At 61.3% G+C, this 23,248-nt stretch carries 23 protein-coding genes and 1 pseudogene; 19 read left to right on the top strand and 5 right to left on the bottom strand.

Annotated elements, in window-relative coordinates:
• Nucleotides 1–84: 84 nt before the first annotated feature.
• From oscA to PF1751_RS00970, 5 genes are all read left to right on the top strand, one after another.
• The gene (gene oscA, locus PF1751_RS00950; RefSeq protein ID WP_003170956.1) at nt 85–267 is read left to right on the top strand and encodes a sulfur starvation response protein OscA; all 183 of its coding nucleotides are present in this window, start codon (nt 85–87) and stop codon (nt 265–267) included.
• Between the two features lie 73 nt (nt 268–340).
• A complete protein-coding gene (locus PF1751_RS00955; RefSeq protein ID WP_021491633.1) occupies nt 341–1,351 on the top strand; it encodes a sulfate ABC transporter substrate-binding protein in 1,011 nt (336 codons plus the stop codon).
• A gap of 158 nt (nt 1,352–1,509) precedes the next feature.
• On the top strand, nt 1,510–2,328 hold the full coding sequence (gene cysT / locus PF1751_RS00960) for a sulfate ABC transporter permease subunit CysT (RefSeq protein WP_010214167.1): 819 nt from the start codon (nt 1,510–1,512) through the stop codon (nt 2,326–2,328).
• 13 nt (nt 2,329–2,341) lie between these two features.
• Nucleotides 2,342–3,214, top strand: a complete 873-nt coding sequence (cysW, locus tag PF1751_RS00965) for a sulfate ABC transporter permease subunit CysW (RefSeq protein WP_010214166.1) — start codon at nt 2,342–2,344, stop codon at nt 3,212–3,214.
• Nucleotides 3,215–3,217: 3 nt separating this feature from the next.
• Nucleotides 3,218–4,198 (top strand): sulfate/molybdate ABC transporter ATP-binding protein, encoded by a 981-nt coding sequence (locus tag PF1751_RS00970; protein WP_034101869.1) that lies wholly within the window; start codon nt 3,218–3,220, stop codon nt 4,196–4,198.
• 70 nt (nt 4,199–4,268) lie between these two features.
• Here PF1751_RS00970 and PF1751_RS00975 read toward each other — a convergent pair whose 3' ends face one another.
• Nucleotides 4,269–4,793, bottom strand: a complete 525-nt coding sequence (locus PF1751_RS00975) for an Mpo1 family 2-hydroxy fatty acid dioxygenase (protein WP_021491631.1) — start codon at nt 4,791–4,793, stop codon at nt 4,269–4,271.
• An 83-nt stretch (nt 4,794–4,876) separates the two neighbouring features.
• Between PF1751_RS00975 and PF1751_RS00980 the strand changes: the two genes are divergently transcribed.
• On the top strand, nt 4,877–5,563 hold the full coding sequence (locus PF1751_RS00980) for a Crp/Fnr family transcriptional regulator (RefSeq protein ID WP_044286458.1): 687 nt from the start codon (nt 4,877–4,879) through the stop codon (nt 5,561–5,563).
• 37 nt (nt 5,564–5,600) lie between these two features.
• Nucleotides 5,601–5,966 carry a response regulator gene (locus tag PF1751_RS00985; protein ID WP_010214162.1) on the top strand — a complete coding sequence of 122 codons (366 nt, stop codon included), beginning with the start codon at nt 5,601–5,603 and terminating at the stop codon, nt 5,964–5,966.
• 123 nt (nt 5,967–6,089) lie between these two features.
• On the opposite strand, the gene PF1751_RS00990 is transcribed toward PF1751_RS00985, so the two are convergent.
• A complete protein-coding gene (locus PF1751_RS00990) occupies nt 6,090–7,094 on the bottom strand; it encodes an AraC family transcriptional regulator (RefSeq protein WP_021491630.1) in 1,005 nt (334 codons plus the stop codon).
• A 100-nt stretch (nt 7,095–7,194) separates the two neighbouring features.
• Between PF1751_RS00990 and PF1751_RS00995 the strand changes: the two genes are divergently transcribed.
• Nucleotides 7,195–8,289, top strand: a complete 1,095-nt coding sequence (locus PF1751_RS00995; protein ID WP_010214159.1) for a fatty acid desaturase — start codon at nt 7,195–7,197, stop codon at nt 8,287–8,289.
• A gap of 149 nt (nt 8,290–8,438) precedes the next feature.
• Here PF1751_RS00995 and PF1751_RS01000 read toward each other — a convergent pair whose 3' ends face one another.
• The gene (locus tag PF1751_RS01000) at nt 8,439–9,608 is read right to left on the bottom strand and encodes a CynX/NimT family MFS transporter (protein WP_044286460.1); all 1,170 of its coding nucleotides are present in this window, start codon (nt 9,606–9,608) and stop codon (nt 8,439–8,441) included.
• A gap of 176 nt (nt 9,609–9,784) precedes the next feature.
• Here PF1751_RS01000 and PF1751_RS01005 point away from each other — a divergent pair, with 176 nt between their 5' ends.
• From PF1751_RS01005 to PF1751_RS01040, 8 genes are all read left to right on the top strand, one after another.
• On the top strand, nt 9,785–10,636 hold the full coding sequence (locus PF1751_RS01005; RefSeq protein WP_010214153.1) for a LysR family transcriptional regulator: 852 nt from the start codon (nt 9,785–9,787) through the stop codon (nt 10,634–10,636).
• Nucleotides 10,637–10,862: 226 nt separating this feature from the next.
• Nucleotides 10,863–11,444 (top strand): alpha/beta hydrolase, encoded by a 582-nt coding sequence (locus tag PF1751_RS01010; protein ID WP_010214150.1) that lies wholly within the window; start codon nt 10,863–10,865, stop codon nt 11,442–11,444.
• Nucleotides 11,445–11,494: 50 nt separating this feature from the next.
• Nucleotides 11,495–12,421, top strand: coding sequence for a sigma 54-interacting transcriptional regulator (locus tag PF1751_RS01015; RefSeq protein ID WP_038452520.1), 927 nt, complete (start codon nt 11,495–11,497; stop codon nt 12,419–12,421).
• A gap of 126 nt (nt 12,422–12,547) precedes the next feature.
• Nucleotides 12,548–13,330, top strand: coding sequence for a MetQ/NlpA family ABC transporter substrate-binding protein (locus tag PF1751_RS01020; protein WP_010214145.1), 783 nt, complete (start codon nt 12,548–12,550; stop codon nt 13,328–13,330).
• 485 nt (nt 13,331–13,815) lie between these two features.
• On the top strand, nt 13,816–14,481 hold the full coding sequence (locus PF1751_RS01025; protein ID WP_010214144.1) for an amino acid ABC transporter permease: 666 nt from the start codon (nt 13,816–13,818) through the stop codon (nt 14,479–14,481).
• The gene (locus tag PF1751_RS01030) at nt 14,462–15,121 is read left to right on the top strand and encodes an amino acid ABC transporter permease (RefSeq protein ID WP_010214141.1); all 660 of its coding nucleotides are present in this window, start codon (nt 14,462–14,464) and stop codon (nt 15,119–15,121) included. The genes PF1751_RS01025 and PF1751_RS01030 overlap by 20 nt, the downstream gene beginning before the upstream one ends.
• The gene (locus tag PF1751_RS01035; RefSeq protein ID WP_044286462.1) at nt 15,118–15,894 is read left to right on the top strand and encodes an amino acid ABC transporter ATP-binding protein; all 777 of its coding nucleotides are present in this window, start codon (nt 15,118–15,120) and stop codon (nt 15,892–15,894) included. Before PF1751_RS01030 ends, PF1751_RS01035 begins: the two co-directional genes overlap by 4 nt.
• Entirely contained in the window at nt 15,891–16,745 is an 855-nt protein-coding gene (locus tag PF1751_RS01040) for a transporter substrate-binding domain-containing protein (RefSeq protein ID WP_044286463.1), read from the top strand. Before PF1751_RS01035 ends, PF1751_RS01040 begins: the two co-directional genes overlap by 4 nt.
• A gap of 99 nt (nt 16,746–16,844) precedes the next feature.
• Here the strand turns inward: PF1751_RS01040 and PF1751_RS01045 are convergent.
• A pseudogene (locus PF1751_RS01045) lies at nt 16,845–17,045 on the bottom strand (AAA family ATPase); the annotation flags it as partial.
• 208 nt (nt 17,046–17,253) lie between these two features.
• Here PF1751_RS01045 and PF1751_RS01050 point away from each other — a divergent pair.
• Genes PF1751_RS01050 through PF1751_RS01060 form a run of 3 tightly spaced genes read left to right on the top strand, consistent with a single transcriptional unit; the run spans nt 17,254 to nt 22,465 of the window.
• Entirely contained in the window at nt 17,254–18,336 is a 1,083-nt protein-coding gene (locus PF1751_RS01050) for an efflux RND transporter periplasmic adaptor subunit (protein ID WP_010214134.1), read from the top strand.
• Nucleotides 18,333–19,403, top strand: a complete 1,071-nt coding sequence (locus PF1751_RS01055; RefSeq protein ID WP_044286465.1) for an efflux RND transporter periplasmic adaptor subunit — start codon at nt 18,333–18,335, stop codon at nt 19,401–19,403. Before PF1751_RS01050 ends, PF1751_RS01055 begins: the two co-directional genes overlap by 4 nt.
• Complete coding sequence (locus PF1751_RS01060; RefSeq protein ID WP_010214129.1) at nt 19,400–22,465, top strand: efflux RND transporter permease subunit; 3,066 nt, start codon at nt 19,400–19,402, stop codon at nt 22,463–22,465. The genes PF1751_RS01055 and PF1751_RS01060 overlap by 4 nt, the downstream gene beginning before the upstream one ends.
• 117 nt (nt 22,466–22,582) lie before the next feature.
• Here PF1751_RS01060 and PF1751_RS01065 read toward each other — a convergent pair whose 3' ends face one another.
• The gene (locus PF1751_RS01065) at nt 22,583–23,209 is read right to left on the bottom strand and encodes a class I SAM-dependent methyltransferase (protein ID WP_010214127.1); all 627 of its coding nucleotides are present in this window, start codon (nt 23,207–23,209) and stop codon (nt 22,583–22,585) included.
• Between the last annotated feature and the right edge of the window lie 39 nt (nt 23,210–23,248).

A 23,248-nucleotide genomic window follows, 5' to 3' on the forward strand; every position in this document is an offset into this window, starting at 1 on the left:
GAATATCTGCGCTTATCTACTATCGCTCTCACGCCGCAAGCAGTGCCGCCACTGCAAGGCACTATTCATTTAAGGAGCGAGACCATGAGCGCCTCTCTACGTAGCGTCGACGGCCAGGACGAAGCAGCCATTTTGCGTGAGATCCAGAGCGCGTTGCGCGATCTGCGGTTTGGTGCGGTGGAAATCACCGTGCATAACGCGCAAGTGGTACAGATTGAACGCAAGGAAAAATTCCGACTGCAGAACCCGGGCAACAAGCCGAGCTAGGCAAGAACGGCGATTCGCATGCTAGACCCGCAACTATAAGAAAAAGCCAACACCCAGAATTTCAGGAGCTTCTATGTCGTCGATTCGCCGTTATGCCCTGGCCGCACTGGCCAGCGCCGTGTTTGCAGGTTCCGCCGTTGCCAAGGACTACGAGTTGCTCAACGTCTCGTACGACCCGACTCGTGAGCTGTACCAGGACTACAACGCGGAGTTCACCCAGTTCTGGAAACAGTCCCACCCAGGTGACAACGTCAAGATCCAGCAATCCCACGGTGGTTCGGGCAAGCAAGGCCGTGCCGTGATCGACGGCCTGCGCGCCGACGTGGTCACCTTGGCCCTGGCCGGTGACATCGACGAAATCGCCAAGCTGGGCAAGACCCTGCCGGAGAACTGGCAGACCCGCCTGCCGGACGCCAGCACCCCGTACACCTCGACCATCGTGTTCCTGGTGCGCAAGGGCAACCCTAAAGGCATCAAGGATTGGGGCGACCTGATCAAGAAAGACGTGTCCGTGATCACCCCGAACCCGAAAACCTCTGGCGGCGCCCGCTGGAACTTCCTCGCCGCCTGGGCCTATGGCCTGAAAACCGGCGGCAGCGAAGCCAAGGCCCAGGAATACGTGAAAGAGCTGTTCAAACACGTCCCCGTACTGGACACCGGCGCTCGCGGTTCGACCATCACCTTCGTCAACAACGGTCAGGGTGATGTGTTGCTGGCTTGGGAAAACGAAGCCTTCCTGGCCCTGAAAGAAGATGGCGGTGCTGATAAGTTCGATATCGTCGTGCCTTCCCTGTCGATCCTCGCGGAGCCGCCGGTGGCCGTGGTCGACAAGAACGCCGAGAAAAAGGGCAACACCGAAATCGCCACTGAATACCTGAAGCACCTGTACAGCCCGGCTGGCCAGGAGATTGCGGCCAAGAACTTCTACCGCCCACGCGATGCAAAAGTGGCCGCCAAATACGCCCAGCAGTTCCCGAAACTGGACCTGGTGACTATCGACAAAGACTTCGGCGGCTGGAAAACTGCCCAACCGAAATTCTTTAATGACGGTGGCGTGTTCGACCAGATTTACACCGCGCAATAACGCAATCTGGCGGCGCACGCTTTGCCCTGTGGGAGCTGGCTTGCCTGCGATAGCATCACCGCGGTGTGACTGACATACCGAGGCGCTTGCATCGCAGGCAAGCCTGCTCCCACAGGACGTGTGTGCCTTCAGTGGTTTTCCCTTAACCAAGGACTCTTATGTCGCGTCGTATCTCCCCCGTCATACCCGGCTTCGGGCTGACGCTGGGCTACACCGTGGTGTACCTCAGCCTGATCGTACTCATCCCCCTCGCGGCGATGTTTGTACACGCCGCTCAACTCACCTGGGATCAGTTCTGGAACATCATCTCCGCACCGCGCGTGTTGGCGGCGTTGCAACTGAGCTTCAGCACCGCGCTGTACGCCGCGCTGATCAACGGCGTGATCGGTACGCTGCTCGCCTGGGTGCTGGTGCGTTACACCTTCCCCGGCCGCAAGATCATCGATGCGATGATCGACCTGCCGTTCGCTTTGCCCACCGCCGTCGCCGGTATCGCGCTGACCGCGCTGTACACGCCTAACGGCCTGGTCGGCCAGTTCGCCGCCGACCTGGGCTTCAAGATCGCCTATACCCCCTTGGGCATCACCCTGGCGCTGACCTTCGTCACCCTGCCGTTCGTGGTGCGCACGGTGCAGCCGGTACTCGCCGATATCCCTCGGGAAGTCGAAGAAGCCGCCGCCTGCCTGGGTGCCAAGCCGTTGCAGGTGTTCCGGCACATCCTCGTACCCGCGTTGCTGCCAGCGTGGTTGACCGGTTTCGCCCTGGCGTTTGCCCGTGGCGTCGGTGAATACGGCTCGGTGATTTTCATCGCCGGCAACATGCCGATGAAAACCGAGATCCTGCCCTTGCTGATCATGGTCAAGCTCGACCAATACGACTACCGCGGCGCCACGTCCATCGGCGTGCTGATGCTGGTGGTTTCCTTTGTCCTGCTGCTGCTGATCAACTTGTTGCAGCGGCGCATCGAACGTCCATAAGGAGGCGCGGAACATGTCCCAATCGTCTATTTCCGCCGCGTCCTCGGCCAACGCCGCCCGCCGTGGCAGCGCTGCGTCCCGACGTATCCTGATCGGCCTCGGCTGGCTGGTGTTCGCGCTGTTCCTGCTGTTGCCGCTGTTTATCGTGGTCACCCAAGGCCTGAAGAACGGCCTCGGTGCGTTCTTCACCGCGATCCTCGAACCCGATGCGTTGTCGGCGCTGAAACTCACGGTGATCGCCGTGGTGATTTCGGTGCCGCTCAACCTGGTGTTCGGCGTCAGCGCCGCGTGGTGCGTGAGCAAGTATTCGTTCCGTGGCAAAAGCATCCTGGTGACGCTCATCGATTTGCCGTTCTCGGTGTCGCCGGTCATCGCCGGCCTGGTCTATGTGCTGATGTTCGGGGCCCAGGGTTTCTTTGGCCCGTGGTTGCAGGACCATGACATCCAGATTGTGTTCGCCTTGCCCGGCATCGTGCTTGCGACCATCTTCGTCACCGTGCCCTTTGTGGCCCGTGAACTGATCCCGCTGATGCAGGAGCAGGGCACCCAGGAAGAAGAGGCTGCGCGTCTGCTCGGCGCCAATGGCTGGCAGATGTTCTGGCATGTGACCGTGCCGAATATCAAATGGGGTCTGATCTACGGCGTGGTGCTGTGTACCGCACGGGCCATGGGTGAGTTCGGCGCGGTGTCGGTGGTGTCTGGCCACATTCGCGGCGTGACCAACACCCTGCCGCTGCACGTCGAGATTCTCTACAACGAATACAACCACGTTGCCGCGTTTGCGGTGGCGAGTCTGTTGCTGATCCTGGCGCTCTTTATCCTGCTGCTCAAGCAGTGGAGCGAGAACCGTATTAACCGCCTGCGCGCCGGTGCGGCTGAGGAATAAGTCATGTCGATCGAAGTCCGTAATGTCAGCAAGAACTTCAACGCCTTCAAGGCCCTGAACAGCATCAACCTGGACATCCAGAGTGGCGAGCTGGTGGCGTTGCTTGGCCCGTCCGGTTGCGGCAAGACCACCTTGCTGCGCATCATCGCCGGCCTGGAAACCCCGGATGACGGCAGCATCGTGTTCCACGGTGAAGACGTGTCCGGCCATGACGTGCGTGATCGCAACGTGGGCTTCGTATTCCAGCACTATGCGTTGTTCCGCCACATGACCGTGTTCGACAACGTCGCCTTCGGCCTGCGCATGAAGCCGAAAAACCAGCGTCCGAGCGAGAGCCAGATCGCGGTCAAGGTGCATGAGCTGCTGAACATGGTGCAGCTGGATTGGTTGTCGGATCGCTACCCGGAGCAGCTGTCCGGTGGCCAGCGCCAACGTATCGCCCTGGCCCGCGCCCTGGCGGTGGAACCCAAGGTGCTGCTGCTCGACGAGCCCTTCGGCGCCCTCGACGCCAAGGTGCGAAAAGAATTGCGCCGCTGGCTGGCGCGCCTGCACGAAGACATCAACCTGACCTCGGTGTTCGTGACCCACGACCAGGAAGAGGCCATGGAAGTCGCCGACCGCATCGTGGTGATGAACAAGGGGGTGATCGAGCAGATCGGCTCACCGGGTGACGTCTACGAAAACCCGGCCAGCGACTTCGTCTACCACTTCCTGGGTGATTCGAACCGCCTGCACTTGGGTGAAGACAAACACGTGCTGTTCCGTCCCCATGAAGTGTCGCTGTCGCGCCATGAGCTGGAAGACCATCACGCCGCCGAAGTGCGGGATATTCGCCCGCTGGGCGCGACCACGCGTGTGACGTTGAAAGTTGAAGGCCAGAGCGAACTGATCGAAGCCGAAGTGGTGAAAGACCACGATAGCCTGACCGGTTTGGCGCGCGGCGAGACCCTGTTCTTCAAGCCCAAGGTCTGGCAAAAAGCCTAAGCCTCCAGACAGCGCAAAACCCTGTGGGAGCCGGGCAGGCCCGGCTCCCACATTTGATCTCTAGGGGCTGTCAGACCGTGGCGTTTTTCGCGCGCACCGCCACAGGCCCCGACCGCTGTTCGATCTGCTGCTTGAGCCCCTGCCGCAACCCCAGCAGAAACGCCAGCTCCGCCACCACAAACAACGGCCCTACAATCAGCCCCGACACGTCATCCACAAACGCCGGCTTCCTGCCTTCGTAATAGTGGCCGACAAACTGAATCACCCAACCCACCACAAACATCCCCACGCCGCTGCTGAGCCACACCATTGTGCTCTGCGCCGCCAGCACATGCCCGGCCCACACCGACAAGCCGATCAGCACCGTCATCAGCACACCCAGCGCCAGCTCCAGGCGCAAGTAAAACCACGCGCAAAACAGCGCGAGCAGAACGGCCGGTGAGATCCACAACCCACCGACATCCCATTCCGGACGTGACAACAGCACGGCGACCGCGACGACAATCAGCGGGATGCCGATAAAGTGGCTGGCGATGTTGCGCGGGTCTCGGTGGTAGGCGGCGTATTGACTGAGATGGTCGACGAGGCTTTTCATTGTTATTCCTCCTGTAGGATGCTTGATCATGCCCTGTCAGCCTGTGGCGTACTGTCAACTGGGCGACAATCTTCGGAGTTCACATGGATGCAGACCAATGGCGCTCCCGGTTGGCCACCGGTCACTGGTTCAGTCACCTGCCCTTGCCTTTTCAGCATAGCTTGCTGGCTCACGCCCGATTGAGGCCGCTCACGGCGGGACAGTACTTGTTCAAGCGCGGCGACCCACCCTGTGGCTTGTATGCGGTACTCGACGGCACCCTGCGGGTCAGTGCGGTGAACGAGCAGGGCAAGGAAGCGATTCTCAGCCTGGTGGAGTCACCCTTTTGGTTCGGCGAGATCTGCCTGTTCGATGGCTTGCCACGTACCCACGATGCCTGCGCTGTCGGGCCTTGCACGTTGCTGCAGGTCCCACAACAGGCGCTGCTGAACATACTCGATGACAGCCCCAGGTACTGGCGCGACCTGGCGCTGCTGATGAGCCAGAAGCTGCGCCTGAGTTTTATCGGCCTTGAACAGCTCAGCCTGATGCCGGCCTCGGTTCGGTTGGCTCATCGTTTGTTGATGATTGTTGAAGGTTATGGCGATACCGAGCATTCAAAGCGTGTACTGCATCTACCCCAGGAAGACCTGGCAGCGATGTTGAGCCTGTCGCGCCAGACCACCAACGCGCTGCTCAAGGATCTGCAAGCCCAGGGCCTTGTGCGTCTGGGCTATGGCGAGATTGAAATCCTCGACGTACCGCGGCTACGGCAGGCGGCGCACACCTGAGGGTGTTAGCCTGCAGGCCTATCAAACGAGGTGTGTTATGCGTGTGCTGTTAGTGGAACATGAATCCGAAGAAGCACAGCGGATGGCCCAGGGCCTGAACGAGGCCGGCTACAGCGTGGAAGTCGCGGCCAATGGCATGGCGGCGCAGCGGTTTGTCGAGGGCGTCGAGTACGACCTGGTGATCCTGGATGTGATGCTGCCGGGGCTCAATGCCTGGAAACTGCAGCAGGCGATCCGGCAGAAGGGCGAGACGCCGCTGCTGTTCCTGACCACACCGGGCGGGATTGAAGATCGCCTGCGCGGGTTGGAGTTGCATGAGGATGACTATTTGCTCAAGCCGTTTGAGGCCAAGACGCTGGTGGCGCGGGTGAAGAAGGTGTTGCGGCGCGATCGCGGGCGTTGATTGAGCTGAAATGCCCGGTGAACCTGCGCTTTCGCGCGCACGCCCGTTCCCACACGTGGAATGCGTTCCCCTGTGGGAGCGGGCTTGCTCGCGAAGAGGCCTCCCTATCCAGCATCAATCTGCCTACCGCAATCCATCCCGAAACTGCCCCGGTGTCATCCCCGTCCAACGCTTGAACGCACGGTTGAAGCTGCTGGTATCGGCAAAGCCGAGCAAATGGCTGATCTCGGCCAATGAACAGTGCGGATCGCGCAAGTGCAGCAACGCCAGGTTTTCCCGGCACTCGCTGAGCAACGCATCGAACCGACAGCCCTCATCCGCCAAGTGCCGCTGCAAACTGCGCAGGCTCAGGTGCAGGGCCTGGGCGATGCGCTCGGCACTCGGCTCGCCATCCGGCAATTGCGCCTCGATGGCCGCGCGCACCTTGCGCTCCCAGGTCAGCGGTTGCAGTTGGGCGAGGGTGCGCTTGAGCACGGTTTCGTTGTGCTCGGCCAGTTCGGGATTGGCGTCGTCCAGGTGGCTGTCGAAATCCGCGGCGGCGAACTCCAGACGGTCCTCCTCGGCATCGAAAAATACCGGCGCGCGAAACACCGTGTGCCAAGGCTTCGGGTCAACAGGTTCCGGCCTTCGCAGGTACACCGCCAGCGGCGCGTACTCGCGGCCCAGACGGTTGCGACAGGTACGCACATAGATCGCCGCAAATGCATCGATGGCCTCGAACGCCGGCGCCGGGCTGCCCGGTAGTTGCAGCAGGCGGAACCGATAACGTTCGCCATCGCCGCTCAGCTCCAGGCTCAAGGCATCGCTGACCACCTGGTGATATCGCACGATGCGCTCGAACACTTCGCGCAAGCTCCCACTGGCCACCAGCGCATACCCCAATGCATGAAAAGTGGTGGCGCTGACAAACCGCGACACCCGCAAGCCAATCGCCGGATCACCACTGGCCTGTACCGCCAATTCCCACAGACGCGTGGTGGCCGACAGCGGGTAGCGCGCATTGGGATCGTCCATCTTCTGCGGGTCGAGCCCGGCTTGCAGGCACAAGGCGCCGCTGTCGAGGCCCAGGGCGTCGAGCTGCTTGCGCAGGGCGCGGGTCCAGCTGGCGAGGGAAGTGGGTTCGGTCATGGCGATTGGCGCTTGCGGTCAACAGGTTGGCGTGTGGAGCTGATGCCCTGGCGGACCGCTTAAGCCAGGATGCAGCTATCAATCACCAGAGGATGGAAGCATGGACGGTACTTCTGCAAGTCCCCAGCAGATGAACGCACAACAGCGCTCGGCGCATATCCGTGAAGTGGTGCTGGCCGAAGGCGTGCGCCTGCGCCGGCAGCACCCCTGGCTGCTGCATCAGGACGCGCTGGGCGCGAGCATTCTGGCGTTTGCGCTGCTCGGCATGGTGGGCTCGGCGGCGCTCTACATCACAGGTCACATGGCGTGGTGGGTGTGCTTGCTGCTGAACGCGTTCCTGGCCTCGCTGACCCACGAGCTGGAACACGACCTGATCCACAGCATGTACTTTCGCAAGCAGCGCCTGCCCCATAACCTGATGATGGGCCTGGTGTGGCTGGCGCGGCCGAGCACCATCAACCCGTGGGTGCGCCGGCACCTGCACCTCAACCATCACAAGGTCTCCGGCACCGAAACCGATATGGAAGAGCGCGCCATCACCAACGGAGAACCCTGGGGGTTTGCGCGGTTGCTGATGGTCGGTGATAACGTCATGTCGGCCTTCATCCGCATCCTGCGGGCCAAGACCTGGACGCACAAACTGGCCATCCTCAAGCGCTCGCTGCTGGTCTATGCACCGCTGGCGCTGCTGCATTGGGGCGCGTGGTACGTGTTCCTCGGCTTTCATGCCGCCAATGGCATTGCCAGTCTGCTCGGCGCCCCCATCGCGTGGTCCGCCGACACTTTGCAGGTGATGCAGGTGATCGATATCGCTGCCGTGGTGATCATCGGCCCTAACGTGTTGCGCACCTTTTGCCTGCACTTTGTCAGCTCCAACATGCACTACTACGGCGATGTGGAGCTGGGCAATGTGATCCAGCAGACCCAGGTGTTGAACCCCTGGTGGATGTGGCCGTTGCAGGCGTTCTGCTTCAACTTCGGCAGCACCCACGGCATCCATCATTTTGTGGTGAAGGAACCGTTTTACATCCGTCAGATGACCGCCAAGGTGGCCCACAAGGTGATGGCTGAGATGGGGGTGCGCTTCAATGATTTCGGGACGTTTGCGCGGGCTAATCGGCTTGGCTTTCCACCGTCAGCAGGGTTTCGATCAGCACCTTCGCCGCAGGCGACAAACGCACCCCAGCGCGGCTGATCACCCCGCAACGGTTGCTGAGGCGCTCCACTGAATGAGGCAGATTGCGCCCGTGCAACCCCTGCAATTGGCCATTGGCGAAGGCATTTTCGGCAGCCAGGTCGATGGCGCCGGACTGCCGATCTTGAATGCCTATTTATAGAGCGGGGTTATAGAGCGGGGGCCGTGCGGTAGGTCGCGGGACTGAACACCCGCGTCACCACCAGCATCGCCACCGCCGTTACGGTCAGCACCACCCAGGCACTGACAAAGCTGCCGGTGAGTTCGCGCAGCCAACCGGTCAACCATGGCGAAATTGCATTGATCAAAAAGCCCACGCCTTGCACGAACGCCGCCAGTTGCCCGGCCTGGCGCGGGTCGCGGTGGTGATCGAGGGTCAGCAACAGGCTCAGGGCAAAACACGCGCCCAGGCCGAAGCCACACAGCGCCACCCACAGATGAGGAAACTGCAGCGGCGCCATTAACAGGCCGAGATAGCCGAGGGTCTGGGCCAGCAGGCTGATCCACAGCAGTGGCCGACGATCGATCCCGCGTTGCGCCAGCACCGGCATCAACAGCGCGGCGATCACCTGGAAGATGGTCATGAAGGCCAGCAGCGAGCCACTGGGCAGCACGTCCCAGCCCAGTTGCTGATAGTAGGCCGGCAGCCACGCCACCATGCTCATGTAACCGCAGTTCACCAAGCCGAAATACAGCGCCAGCAGCCAGGCACGGCGGTTGCGCAGGCCCTTGAAGGCGGGGATGACCTTTGCGCTTTTTGTCGCGCCCAGCGGCAACCAGGCCCACAACAGCAGCGCGGCCAGTGCCGGCAACAGCCACACACCGAGCCCGGCCTGCCATTGCTGGAAATGCGTGGCCACCACCGGACTGAGCAGCGCCGCCAGCCCGCCACCGGCCATCAGCGACGCCGAATAAACGCCCATCGCCACCGGCACGCGGTGATGAAACTCGCGCTTGATCATCGCCGGCACCAACGCCTGGATCAACGCGACACCGGCACCGCCGAGCAACGCGGTCACCAGCAACGTCGAGCCCTGGCCCATCAACCAGCGGGCCAGGCAGGCCAGCAGGATCATCATCAGGCCCAGGGCGATGCCACGCCGCTCTCCAAGTTGCGCTTCAACGCGCACGCCTACCAGTGCCACCAGGCCCATGCACACCACGGGCAGGCTGGTGAGCAGGGCGCTGCTCTGGAAGCTCAAACCGGTGGCCAGGCGAATCTCGCCGAGCAACGGGCTGATGGAGCTGAGAATCGGCCGCAGATTAAGGCCCAGGACCACCAGCAGCCCCCAGCCGGCGAGGGATTTATTCAGGGTCATGCAGGTTTTTCCACGGGTGATACAGCGTGGTCATGGCCGCGTCGGGCAGGTGCTGTTGAGCGTCGCTCATGGAGACCCCTCTGGGCAGGATGGAGGGTGAAGTATGGGCAGTGGTCGAGGTATTCTGAAATTAAATATAACCATGCCAATCAGTGGCAAACGCAATGGTGACTGCCATGTTCGATCCCGTGTTGTTGCGCAGCTTTGTCGCCGTGGTGGATTGCGGCAATTTCACCCGCGCCGCCGAGCGCCTGCACCTGACCCAATCCACGGTCAGCCAGCAGATCCGCCGCCTGGAAGAGGCGGTGGCGTGCCAGCTACTGAACCGCGACCAGCGCCGCGTGGTGGCGACAGCAGAAGGCGAGCGCCTGCTGGCCTATGCGCGACGCATCCTCGCGCTGCATGAAGAAGCCGCCGACGTGTTGATCAGCCAGCAAAGCGACGGCGTGCTGCGCCTCGGTGTACCTGAGGACTTTGCGTCGGAACGGCTCATGCCGCTGCTGTCGGCCTTTGTGCTGGCCTTTCCAAGGGTGCGCCTGGAAGTCACCAGCGGCCTTGGCCCCGAGTTGCAGCGCCAATACCGCAGCGGCGAGTTCGATGTGTTGCTGGTCAAGCAGATGGGCGAGAGTGATGACTGCCTGGCTTCGTGGCCGGAGCCTTTGTGTTGGGTGGACAGCCGCAACACGCCATCCTTGGGACGTGACCCTTTGCCGTTGGTGGCATTTCCCGTGGGGGGGCTGTACCGCAATGAAATGCTGCAACACCTGGAGGTGGGGGGGTGGCGCTGGCGCATCGGGTATTCCAGCGCGAGCCTGGCGAGTGTGTGTTCAGCGGTGGCGGCGGGGTTGGGTATTAGTTTGCTGCCCCGTCGGGTCGTACAGGCTGGGCATAGCGTACTGGGCCCGGACAGCGGTTTGCCCAGGGTGCAAGGCGTGCGGCTGGCGCTGTATGGCCGTAGTGGCTTAGGTGCGGCGGGGCAGAGCCTGCAACGCCAGCTGCTTGATTTGTGTGCGAACAGCCCTGTCTGAGCGATGGCTTTTTCTGAATTTTTTACGCCGGAAAGGCATTCAAAAACGGCCTCCCATGCAGGCGTATCGGTTGTGTTGTTTCCGCCCTGGCAACGGTGAAGCGCTGGAGCGGACTTTGGTGTTAATGAGATTTTGGTTATTAATAAATAGCTTCTTATTCCTTAAGGAATGTAACTCCCGTCCCTATACTGTTCAGCAACGTTAAACGCTGCAGGAGGGCACACCCATGCACAGCGAGTCGATTCGTTATCTGATCGTGCCGGGCTGGCAAGGATCGCCAGAAGATCATTGGCAAAGTCATTGGCAGAACAGCCTGCCCAACAGCTCCCGCGTGGAGCAGGCCGACTGGCTGACCCCACGCCGTGAAGACTGGGTCGCCGCGCTGGCCGAGGCCATCGCCGCCGACAGCACGCCAGTGATCCTGATCGCCCATAGCCTGGGCTGCATCACCGTGGCGCATTGGGCGGCCACCGCGCCGGTGCACTTCCTGCGCCAGGTACGCGGCGCTTTGCTGGTGGCCCCGGCCGATGTCGAACGCCCGGCGTGTGCCCCCGCCTTGCGTAATTTCGCGCCCATCCCTACCGACCTGTTGCCGTTCCCGAGCCAGGTGGTCAGTTCCGACAACGACAGTGCCGTCAGCGCGCCTCGGGCTCTGGAGCTGGCACGCCATTGGGGCGCCGAAGCCGGGATTCTGTCCGGTGCCGGGCATATCAATGTGAAGTCCGGCCACCGGCGTTGGGAGCAGGGTTTCGCCTACCTCTATCGTCTGCAAAGCCGCCTTGAGCATCACGCCCGGCGCACTGCCTGAACATTTTTCAACGCCCCGTCCCTTAAGTGGATTGGGGGCGGGAGCCTGCCATGAGTCTGCATGAAACCTACGGCCAGCCGTTGCTGACCTTTCCCGACGCGGAAAAAAGCCCGCTGAGCATCCGCGCCAAGGCGCTGGTATTTGTCGATCCCCGTTCGCGGCAACTGCGCGAAGAGCTCGAAAGCCTCGCGCCGCGCGCCTTGCCCGTGTTGATTCGCGGCGAGACCGGCAGCGGCAAGGAACTGCTGGCGCGGCACATCCACCGCGGCAGCGACCGCACCGGCTTGTTTGTTTCGGTCAATTGCGGTGCCATCAGCCCGACCTACGCCGATGCCGAATTGTTCGGCTACGCAGCCGGTAGCCACAGTGGTACGGCCAGCAGCCGGGCCGGTTGGTTCGGTTCGGCGAATGGCGGCACCTTGTACCTGGACGAGATCGGCGACTTGCCATTGCCGATCCAGGTAAAACTGCTGGCTGCCCTGGAAAACCACGAAGTCACCCGCGTCGGCGCCCATCAGCCCAGCCCGGTGGATGTGCGCCTTGTCGCCGCCACCAGCATCGACCTTGCCCAGGCGGTGGCGGCCGGCAAGTTCCATGAGCGCTTGTTCCATTACTTGAGCGAAGGGCGGCTGGACTTGCCCGCACTGCGCGAGCGCGTGGGGGATATCCTGTCACTGGCCGAGTACTTCCTGGGTATCTACAGCCAGCGCCTGGACCTGCCGGTGCCGCTGATCAGCGACGCCGCCCAGCGGGTGCTTGAACACCACAGTTGGCCGGGTAATACCCGTGAGCTGGAAAACGTCATTCACTTTGCGTTGCTGGTGAGCAGCGGCGATGAAATCTTGCCCGAGCATTTGAACTTGCCGGTCGCGGGTTCGCCGTTGGAACAGGTGCAGCGGATTTTCCACAGTGCCAGCCCCGCCGAGCAGGAAACGCTGCGTAAATTCCTGCATGAACAAAATGGAATATCAACGTGAATAAAAGATATTGTTCGGGAATAAAAAATCTAGGTATTGTCCCGTTCACGCCGCGATAGCACTTCGCTGGTACTGCTCATAAAAACGGTCGTCAGAGACGCCCCGGAATTCCGATAAGGACACTGCATGAAAAAGGTTCTGTTGTTTACCGCACTGGCGGCTGCCCTGACTGCAAGCTTCGCCCAAGCCAACGAGAAACTGGTGGTTGCCGCGACCCCGATCCCGCACGCCGAGATTCTGGAGCTGATCAAGCCGACCCTCGCCAAAGAAGGCGTGGACCTGCAGATCAAAGTCTTCACCGACTACGTGCAACCCAACACGCAGGTTGCCGAGAAGCGCCTGGACGCCAACTACTTCCAGACCCTGCCGTACCTGGAAAACTTCAACAAGGGCAAGGGCACCAACCTGGTGACTGTGGTCGGTGTGCACGTTGAACCCATCGGCGGTTACTCGAAAAAGATCAAGAACATTTCCGAGCTCAAAGATGGCGCCACCGTGGCCATCCCGAACGAAGGCTCCAACAGTGGCCGTGCGCTCTTGCTGCTGCAAAAGAATGGTCTGATCACGCTCAAAGACCCGAACAATGCCCTGTCCACGCCGAAAGACATTGCCAGCAACCCGAAAAACCTCAAATTCAAAGAGCTGGAATCGGCGCTGCTGCCACGCGTGCTGGATCAGGTTGACCTTGACGTGATCAACACCAACTACGCCCTGGAAGCGGGCCTCAACCCCGCCAAAGACGCGCTGATCATCGAAGATGCCAAGTCGCCGTACGTGAACTTCCTGGTGGCTCGCCCGGACAACAAGGACAGCGACGCTATCCAGAAACTGTCCAAGGCCCTGACCAGCCCGGAAGTCAAAGCGTTCATCGAGAAGAAGTACAACGGCGCGGTAGTGCCTGCGTTCTGATGTAACCCAAACCCCCTTCAAGGTTTGACGCCGACGGCTTATTTAGCGTCGGCGTTTTTTATGGTTGGAACCCCATCAAAACGGTGGGAGCGGGCTTGCTCGCGAAAGCGGTCTGTCAGTAACGGATATGTTTGACTGATCCACCGCCTTCGCGAGCAAGCCCGCTCCCACATTTGGATCTCCATTGGATTACAGAACGCGGCTATTGAGCGCCCTGCGCAACGCCACCAACCACTTCATCAACTCCTGCGGATCCATCGGTTTCACTTCCTTCATGGTTCAATCCCTCGAATCTCAGACCCCCCAACCATAGCTGCCACCCGCCAAACCCGCGAATCCGGGGGTTATCTTTTTGGGTGATATCAATATGCTATTTGGGTATTTAAATTTTCTTTTTTATACCTTTAAAGTTCGCGCTACCCGGCGTTACCCACGCCGGATCGGATTGCGCTCGCTGCATTACCCGTGCGGCTCATGGACTGGAAATGACCTTCGATTTCGCATTTATCCTCAGCACCCTGCCGGCCTTTCTTAAAGCGGTGGGCGTGACGCTGCAAGTGGGCTTGATCGCCATTGCCACCTCGTTGTTGGTGGCGCTGATCAACGCGGCGCTGCTGGTGTTTCGAACGCCCTACCTGTCGCGCCTGGTGGCGCTCTATGTGGAGCTGGCGCGAAACACGCCGCTGCTGATCCAACTGTTCTTCGTGTACTTCGCGCTGCCGGCCCTGGGCTTCAATATCTCCGGGTTCTGGGCGGCGATCATCACCCTGACTTTCCTCGGCGGCGCCTACCTCACCGAAGTGCTGCGCGCGGGGGTGGAAGCGGTGCCGTTGGCGCAGGTCGAGTCGGGCAAGTCCATCGGCCTGTCGGACTGGCAGCTGCTGCGTCATGTGATCCTGCCCCAGGCCGGCATCCTCAGCCTGCCGGCGCTGTTCGCCAATTTCATCTTCCTGCTCAAGGAGACCACCGTGGTCTCCGCCGTGGCGGTGCCGGAGATCCTCTACACCACCAAGAGCTACATCGCCCTCTACTACAAGACCTATGAAATGCTCGCCGTGCTGACACTGATCTGCGTGCTGCTGTTCTTGCCGCTGTCGCTGCTGCTCAGCCGCCTGGAAAGGAGGCTCCAGCATGGCCAGTTCGGGTCTTGAGTTGTTGTGGGTGTCGTTGCCGCAACTGGGCAAGGGCGCTGCGCAAACCCTGTCTATTTCATTCTTGAGCATCGCTTTCAGCACCGTCGGCGGCGTGCTGTACGGCGTGCTTCGCACCTTGAACAACCGGCTGATCAACGCGGTGCTGCGGGTGTACCTGGAGCTGTTCCGTGCGATCCCGGTGCTGGTGTGGCTGTACCTGCTGTTTTTCGGCCTGCCGATTTTCTTCGGTCTGAGCCTTCCGAGCTTCTGGTGCGCGGTGCTGGTGCTGTCGCTGTGGGGCGCCAGCGAAGTGGGCGAGGTGGTGCGCGGCGCCTTGCATTCGCTGCCCCGTGGCCAGCGCGAAGCGGGGTTGTCGATTGGCCTTTCCGACCCGCAACTCTACGGCTATGTGCTGCTGCCTCAAGCCCTGAAACGCATGACCCCGCCGACCCTCAACGTCTACACGCGCATCATCAAGACCAGCTCCCTGGCGGTGCTGATCGGTGTCGTGGATGTGATCAAGGTCGGCCAGCAAATCATCGAGCGCACCTATGAGTCGGTGTTGATCTACGGCGTGCTGTTCCTGTTTTTCTTCTTTATCTGCTACCCGTTGTCGGCCGCCTCCAAGGTGCTGGAACGGCGCTGGACGCAAGCATGAGCGCATTGATCGAGTTTCAGGGTTTCAACAAATTCTTCGGCGAAGCGCAGGTGCTCAAGGGCATCGACCTGAGCGTGCAACGCGGCGAAGTGGTGGTGATCCTCGGCCCCAGTGGCTGTGGAAAAAGCACCTTGCTGCGTTGCCTCAACGGCCTGGAAGTGGCCCACAGCGGCAGCCTGCGGTTTGCCGGCAATGAGCTGTTGGACAAGCAAACCGACTGGCGCCAGGTGCGCCAGGACATCGGCATGGTGTTCCAGAGTTATCACCTGTTCCCGCACATGAGCGTGCTCGACAACATCCTGCTCGGCCCGCTGAAAGTACAGCAACGCGATCCGCGCGAAGCCCGTGAGCAAGCGGAGAAACTGCTGGAGCGCGTAGGCCTGGCCGAGAAACGCGACGCCTTCCCGCGCCAGCTCTCCGGTGGGCAGCAGCAACGCATCGCCATCGTCCGCTCGTTGTGCATGAACCCCCAGGTCATGCTGTTTGATGAAGTCACCGCCGCCCTCGACCCGGAAATGGTCAAGGAAGTGCTGGAAGTGATCCAGGGCCTGGCCCGCGATGGCATGACCCTGCTGATCGTCACCCACGAAATGGCCTTCGCCCGTGTCGTCGCCGACCGCGTGGTGTTTATGGAGGCCGGTCGCATCCTCGAACAGAACACCCCCGAGGCATTCTTTACGAACCCGCAAACCGCACGCGCGCAGCAGTTCCTGGAGAAGTTCTCCTTTGTTTCAACACTGCCCAAAAAAACCAAGGAACTGGAGCTGATATGAAAAAGTTACTGCTGCCACTGTTTGCTGTTGCGTTACTGGCCGGCTGCGATAAGAAGGCCGAAGAGCCCACCAAACCTGCGGCTGCCGCCGTCAGCGCTATCGATAGGATCAAGGCGCGGGACAAGTTGATCGTTGGCGTCTTCACCGACAAACCGCCGTTCGGTTTCGTCAACGAAGCGGGGCGCTATGTCGGTTTCGATACCGACATCGGCCGCCAATTCGCCAAAGATCTGCTGGGCGATGAAAACAAGGTCGAGTTCGTGGCTGTCGAACCGGCTAGCCGCATTCCATTCCTGCAAAGCGACAAGGTCGACCTGATCCTCGCCAACATGACCGTGACGCCTGAGCGCAAGGAAGCAGTCGACTTTACCAACCCCAACCTGAAGGTCGCGGTGCAAGCCCTGGTGCCAAACGACAGCGCGGTAAAAAGCCTGAATGACCTGGCCACCCGCACCACCATCGTCACCACCGGCACCACCGCTGATATCTGGTTGACCAAGAACCACCCGGACTGGAAGCTGCTCAAGTTCGAGAAAAACTCCGAATCGCTGCAGGCGCTGTCCGCCGGCCGTGGCGATGCCTATGCCCAGGACAACCTGGTGCTGTTCAGCTGGGCCAAGCAGAACCCGGGCTACCGTGTGCTGGAAGAAAAGCTGGGTGATGAAGCACCGATTGCTCCGGCGGTGAAGAAGGGCAATACCGAACTGCGCGACTGGGTGAATGCCGAGCTGGCAAAGCTGGGCGAGGAGAAGTTCCTGCTCAAGCTCTATGACCAATATGTGCGCAAAGAACTGAGCGATGACACCAAGCCTGAAAGTGTGATTGTCGAAGGTGGGAAGTGGCAGGGCTGATAGAGCTATCGCAGGCAAGCCAGCTCCCACATTTGAATGTATTCACAGGTCAAAATGTGGGAGGGGGCTTGCCCCCGATGAGGCCGGTACAGTCACCACCTACTCCGGCCAATGCCAGGCCGGCCCATCCAGAATCCCTTGCCCCACGATCCGCGTTTCCCCCAACACCTTCTCCAGCACAATCGAATTGCACCCCTCATCCTGCTGCAACGCCGCAATCAAGCGGCTGGCATGGGACACCACCCACACCTGGCACTGCTGGGACGCCTGGATGATCAAGCGCGCCAATGCCGGCTCCAGGGCGAAACAGGACAGGGTCTTTTCCGGCAGCCCCAGGTAGATGGCGTAGCCAGCAAAGCCCAGGTCCCTCGCGAGGGTCTTGAGCATGGGCATTCAGTCGGCGTGGGAACCATTGGAGTATGGGAGCCTCCATGCAGATAAGGAACCCTGAACTAAGCTCACAGTCGCATACACACTGGCACGTCGGCATCACGCACAAGGAGCCTGCATGGGCGGTCGCATTTTCACCTGTATTTTCGGACTTGGCCTGCTGACGCTACTGAGTGGCTGTGGCGAGGAGAAGGCTGAACCCAAACAGCATTCGCGGGTATTTGTGCAAACCGTGCAGTCAGCGGACTTTGCTGCGGCGGTCACGCTCACCGGCGATATTCAGGCCCGGGTGCAAACCGATCTGTCCTTTCGCGTGGGTGGCAAGATCATCCAGCGCATGGTGGACGTGGGCGACCGTGTGACCGCCAAGCAAGTGCTGGCCAAGCTCGATCCCAAGGACCTGCAGACCAACGTCGACTCCGCTCAGGCCCAGGTCGTGGCCGAGCAGGCACGGGTCAAGCAAACCGCCGCCGCCTTCGTACGCCAGGAAAAACTCCTGCCCAAGGGCTACACCAGTCGCAGCGAATACGATTCCGCCCAGGCCGCGCTGCGCAGCAGTCAAAGCGCACTGGCCGCCGCCCAGGCCCAACTGGCCAATGCCCGCGAGCAACTCGGCTACACCTCGCTGATCGCCGACGCACCTGGTGTGATCACCGCACGCCAGGCCGAGGTGGGCCAGGTGGTACAGGCTACCGTGCCGATTTTCAGCCTGGCCCGCGATGGCGAGCGCGACGCGGTGTTCAATGTGTATGAATCCCTGCTGGTGGAACCGCCACCGGATGCGCCGATCACCGTCAGCCTGTTGGATAACCCGAGCATCAAGGCTGTGGGCAAAGTGCGTGAGGTCACGCCTGCCGTGGCCGCCAATACCGGCACCGTGCAGGTGAAAATCGCCCTGCAAGCGTTGCCCAAAGGGATGGAGCTGGGCTCGGTGGTGAGCGCCACTGCCAATGGCCCGGCCAAGGCCAGTATCGAATTGCCTTGGGCTGCGCTGACGAAAGACCTCAGTGAGCCCGCCGTGTGGCTGATCGACGGCGACGGCAAGGCGCAACTGCACAAGGTCACCGTGGCGCGTTACCTCACCGGCAAAGTCATCATTGGCGACGGCCTCAAGGGCGGCGAAAAAGTCGTGGTGGCCGGCGGGCAATTGCTGCACCCCGGCATGCGGGTCGAGATCGCCCAGCAAGGAGCCCAGCCATGAAGCGCCTGACGGGGATACTCGCCGCCAGCCTGTTGCTGGTGGCCTGCTCCAAGGAAGACGTGCCGCCGGAGCCCGTGCGGCCGGTGCTGTCCATGGAAGTGAAAGCCGAGGATCAGGAAAACCTCGGCCGCTTCGCCGGCACCATCCAGGCGCGCTATGAAAGTAACCTGGGCTTCCGCGTGCCCGGTCGCATTGCCCGCCGCGTCGTGGATGTGGGCGCCGAGGTGGAGAAGGGCGCCTTGCTTGCTGTCCTGGATCCCACTGACCAGCAGAACCAATTGCGTTCGGCCCAGGGCGACCTGGCCCGCGTGCAGGCGCAATACATCAACGCCCAGGCCAACGCCCGCCGCCAGCAGGAGCTGTTCAACCGGGGCGTTGGCGCCCAGGCCCAACTGGACATCGCCCAGACTGACCTGAAAACCACCCAGGCCACACTCGACCAGGCGAAAGCCTCAGTCAATCAGGCCAACGATCAACTCCGCTATGCCGAATTGCGCACCGACCACGCCGGTATCGTCACCGCCTGGAATGCCGAGGCCGGCCAGGTGGTCAGTGCCGGCCAGCAAGTGGTGACCCTGGCGCGCCCGGATATCAAGGAAGCGGTGATCGATCTGCCGGCCGGCCTTGCCGAGCGTTTGCCGCCGGATGTGGTGTTTCTGGTCGCGGGGCAACTCGATCCGAGCGTGAACACCACCGCCATCGTGCGCGAGATCGAACCCCAGGCCCAAAGCGCCACGCGCACCCGTCGCGCACGCCTGACCTTGACGGAAACGCCGCCCGCTTTCCGCCTCGGCACGGCGATCAGTGTGACCTTGAGCACGGCCATCGCGCCACGCATCGAAGTCCCCCTGAGTGCTTTGCAGGAGGTCGACGGCAAGACCCGCATCTGGCTGCTCGACACTCACAGCCAGACCGTGCAAACGCGCGACATCAGCGTGATCAGCCGTGACGCCGACAGCGCCTTGCTCAATGACGGCGTCAAACCTGGCGAGCGCATTGTTATCGCCGGCGTGAACAGCCTGAAGCCTGGGCAAAAAGTCAAAATCGACGAGGACAGCCCGCGATGAAAGGGAGCTTCAACTTATCCGACTGGGCCCTCAAGCATCAGTCCTTCGTCTGGTACCTGATGTTCGTCGCGCTGCTGATGGGCGTGTTTTCCTACATGAACCTGGGCCGTGAGGAAGACCCTTCGTTCACCATCAAGACCATGGTGATCCAGACCCGGTGGCCGGGCGCGACCCAGGAAGAAACCCTCAAGCAGGTCACCGACCGCATTGAGAAAAAACTCGAAGAACTCGACGCTCTCGACTACGTGAAAAGCTACACCCGGCCAGGCGAGTCCACGGTGTTCGTGTTCCTTAAGGACACCACCAGCGCCAAGGCCATCCCGGAGATCTGGTATCAGGTCCGCAAGAAGATCGACGACATCCGTGGCACCTTCCCACAAGGCTTGCAGGGGCCATCGTTCAACGATGAGTTCGGTGACGTATTCGGCTCGGTGTACGCCTTTACCGGCGACGGCCTGTCGATGCGTCAGCTGCGCGATTATGTCGAGCAGGTGCGCGCCGAGATCCGCTCGGTGCCGGGGTTGGGCAAGGTCGAGATGATCGGCCAGCAGGACGAAGTGATTTACCTGAATTTCTCCACGCGCAAATTGGCAGCCCTGGGGATTGACCAGCGCCAAGTGGTGCAAAGCCTGCAATCGCAGAACGCGGTGACGCCGGCCGGGGTGATCGAGGCAGGTCCCGAGCGGATTTCGGTGCGCACCTCGGGGCAGTTCGCCTCGGAGAAGGACCTGGCCAACGTCAACCTGCGGCTCAATGATCGCTTTTATCGTCTGGCGGACATTGCCGACATCAGCCGAGGCTATGTCGACCCAGCGCGGCCCATGTTCCGTTTCAACGGCAAGCCGGCGATCGGGTTGGCGATCGCCATGCAGAAGGGTGGCAATATCCAGTCGTTCGGCAAAGCCCTGCATGAGCGCATGGACGAGTTGACCGCCGACCTGCCGGTGGGCGTGGGTGTGCACAAGGTGTCCGACCAGGCAGAAGTGGTGGAAGAGGCCGTCGGCGGCTTTACCAGCGCGCTGTTCGAAGCGGTGATCATCGTGCTGGTGGTGAGCTTTATCAGCCTGGGCATGCGCGCCGGGTTGGTGGTGGCGTGCTCGATTCCGTTGGTGCTGGCGCTGGTGTTTGTGTTCATGGAATACAGCGGCATTACCATGCAACGGGTGTCGCTGGGCGCGCTGATCATCGCCCTTGGCCTGTTGGTGGACGATGCGATGATCACCGTCGAGATGATGATCACGCGCCTGGAAAAAGGCGAAACCAAGGAGCAGGCGGCGACTTACGCCTACACCTCCACGGCATTCCCGATGCTCACCGGTACGCTGGTGACCGTGGCGGGTTTTGTGCCGATCGGCCTCAACGCCAGTTCGGCGGGCGAGTACACCTTCACCCTGTTTGCGGTGATTGCCGTGGCGATGCTGGTGTCGTGGGTGGTGGCGGTGCTGTTTGCGCCGGTGATCGGCGTGCATATCCTCAGTGCCAACGTGAAGCCCCACAATGCCGAGCCGGGGCGGATTGGCCGTGCGTTCAACGGCGGCATGCTGTGGGCCATGCGTAATCGCTGGTGGGCGATCGGCATTACCGTGGCGCTGTTCGTGGCGTCGGTGTTCTCCATGCAGTTTGTGCAGAACCAGTTCTTCCCATCGTCGGACCGCCCGGAGCTCCTGGTTGACCTGAACCTGCCGCAAAACGCCTCGATCAACGAGACGCGCAAGGCCGTCGATCGCCTGGAAGCGATCATCAAGGACGACCCGGACATTGCGCGCTGGAGCACCTATATCGGCCAGGGCGCGATCCGTTTCTACCTGCCCCTCGACCAGCAACTGGAAAACCCCTACTACGCGCAGTTGGTCATCGTGAGTAAGGGCCTGGAAGAGCGCGGTGAATTGATCGCCCGCCTGCAGAAGCGCCTGCGCGATGATTTCGTCGGCATCGGCAGCTACGTGCAGCCGCTGGAAATGGGTCCGCCGGTGGGTAGGCCGATTCAGTATCGCGTGTCGGGCAAAGACACTGACCAGGTGCGCAAACACGCCATCGAACTGGCAACCCTGCTGGACAAGAACAGCCACCTGGGCGAGATCATCTACGACTGGAACGAGCCGGGCAAAGTACTGCGCATCGACATCGCCCAGGACAAGGCGCGGCAATTGGGGCTGTCGTCGGAAGACGTGGCGCAGTTGATGAACAGTGTGGTCAGCGGCGCCTCGGTGACCCAGGTGCATGACGATATCTACCTGATCAATGTGGTCGGCCGCGCCGAGGACGCCGAGCGCGGTACGCCGGAGACCTTACAGAACCTGCAGATCGTCACGCCCAACGGCACCTCGATTCCGCTGTTGGCCTTCGCCACCGTGCGCTACGAGTTGGAGCAGCCGTTGGTGTGGCGCCGCGACCGCAACCCGACGATCACCATCAAGGCGTCGGTGCGTGATGAGATGCAACCTACGGACCTGGTGAAACAGCTCAAGCCTGAGATCGACAAGTTCAGCGCCGGTTTGCCGGTGGGCTACAAGGTCGCCACCGGCGGCACCGTGGAAGAAAGCGGCAAGGCCCAGGGACCGATTGCCAAGGTGGTGCCGCTGATGCTGTTCCTGATGGCGACCTTCCTGATGATCCAGCTGCACAGCGTGCAGAAGATGTTCCTGGTGGCGAGTGTCGCGCCGTTGGGGCTGATCGGTGTGGTGCTGGCGTTGATCCCCACGGGCACGCCCATGGGCTTTGTGGCGATCCTCGGCATTCTCGCGTTGATCGGCATCATCATCCGCAACTCGGTGATCCTGGTGACGCAGATTCATGAATATGAAGTGGCTGGCTATACGCCGTGGGATGCCGTGGTGGAAGCCACCGAGCACCGGCGTCGGCCGATCCTGCTCACGGCCGCAGCGGCGAGCCTGGGCATGATCCCGATCGCGCGTGAAGTGTTCTGGGGCCCGATGGCCTACGCAATGATTGGTGGGATTATCATCGCCACCTTGTTGACGCTGTTGTTCCTGCCGGCGCTCTACGTGGCCTGGTACAAAATCCGCGAGCCCAAGCAAGAGCAGCAGGAAAAACGCGGTTAAAAAGTGGGAGCGGGCTTGCTCGCGAAAGCGGTGGTTCAACCACTACATCTGGCGACGGACACACCGCATTCGCGAGCAAGCCCGCTCCCACATTTGGAATGTATTGCCAGGTCGGCTCTACGGTTTACGCCAGACGCTGGCTAGCCAAGGCTGCTGCTCCAAAGGCAGCCCAGCCGGGCGATAGTAATGCTCCAGCTCCACAAAACCCGCCGCCGTCAGCAGTGCTTGCCACGCCGCCAAGTCGTGATAAGACCCATACCGCGGCCCATTCCAGCCTTCCTGGTTTTCTCCGCGTGGATTGGAACTGAACAACACGCCACCAGGTTTCAGCGTTCCATGCAGTTGCTTGAGCACACGCGGCAACTCCTGTTTGGGAATATGAAACAGCACCGCGTTGGCAAACACCCCGTCGAAGCGCTCGGCAGGCAAATCCAGCTTCAGAAAGTCTTGCTGCAACACTTCACAGCCACTGTCTTCCCGCGCCATCTGCGCAAATCGCTCGGAGCCGTCGAGCCCCACGGCGATATGCCCCCTGCGCGTAAAGGTCTGCAAATCCCGGCCCGGGCCGCAGCCGAAGTCCAGCACGGTAAACGGCGCTGTACCCTGGATATGCCGCAGCAGCGCGTCGATGTTCTGGCTCACGTCGTGGTCGCGGGTGCCTTCACGGAAGTCCTCGGCCACGCTGTTGTAGTGGCCGAGGGTGGTGGCGGTGATCTGGTTGAGGTCGTCGGGGGCGAGTTTCATGGGGGATGCTTCGAGGGCCAAATCCTGACTATATACCAT

It is taken from the genome of Pseudomonas simiae (assembly GCF_000934565.1).
In the GTDB taxonomy this organism is placed as follows: Bacteria; Pseudomonadota; Gammaproteobacteria; order Pseudomonadales; family Pseudomonadaceae; genus Aquipseudomonas; species Aquipseudomonas simiae.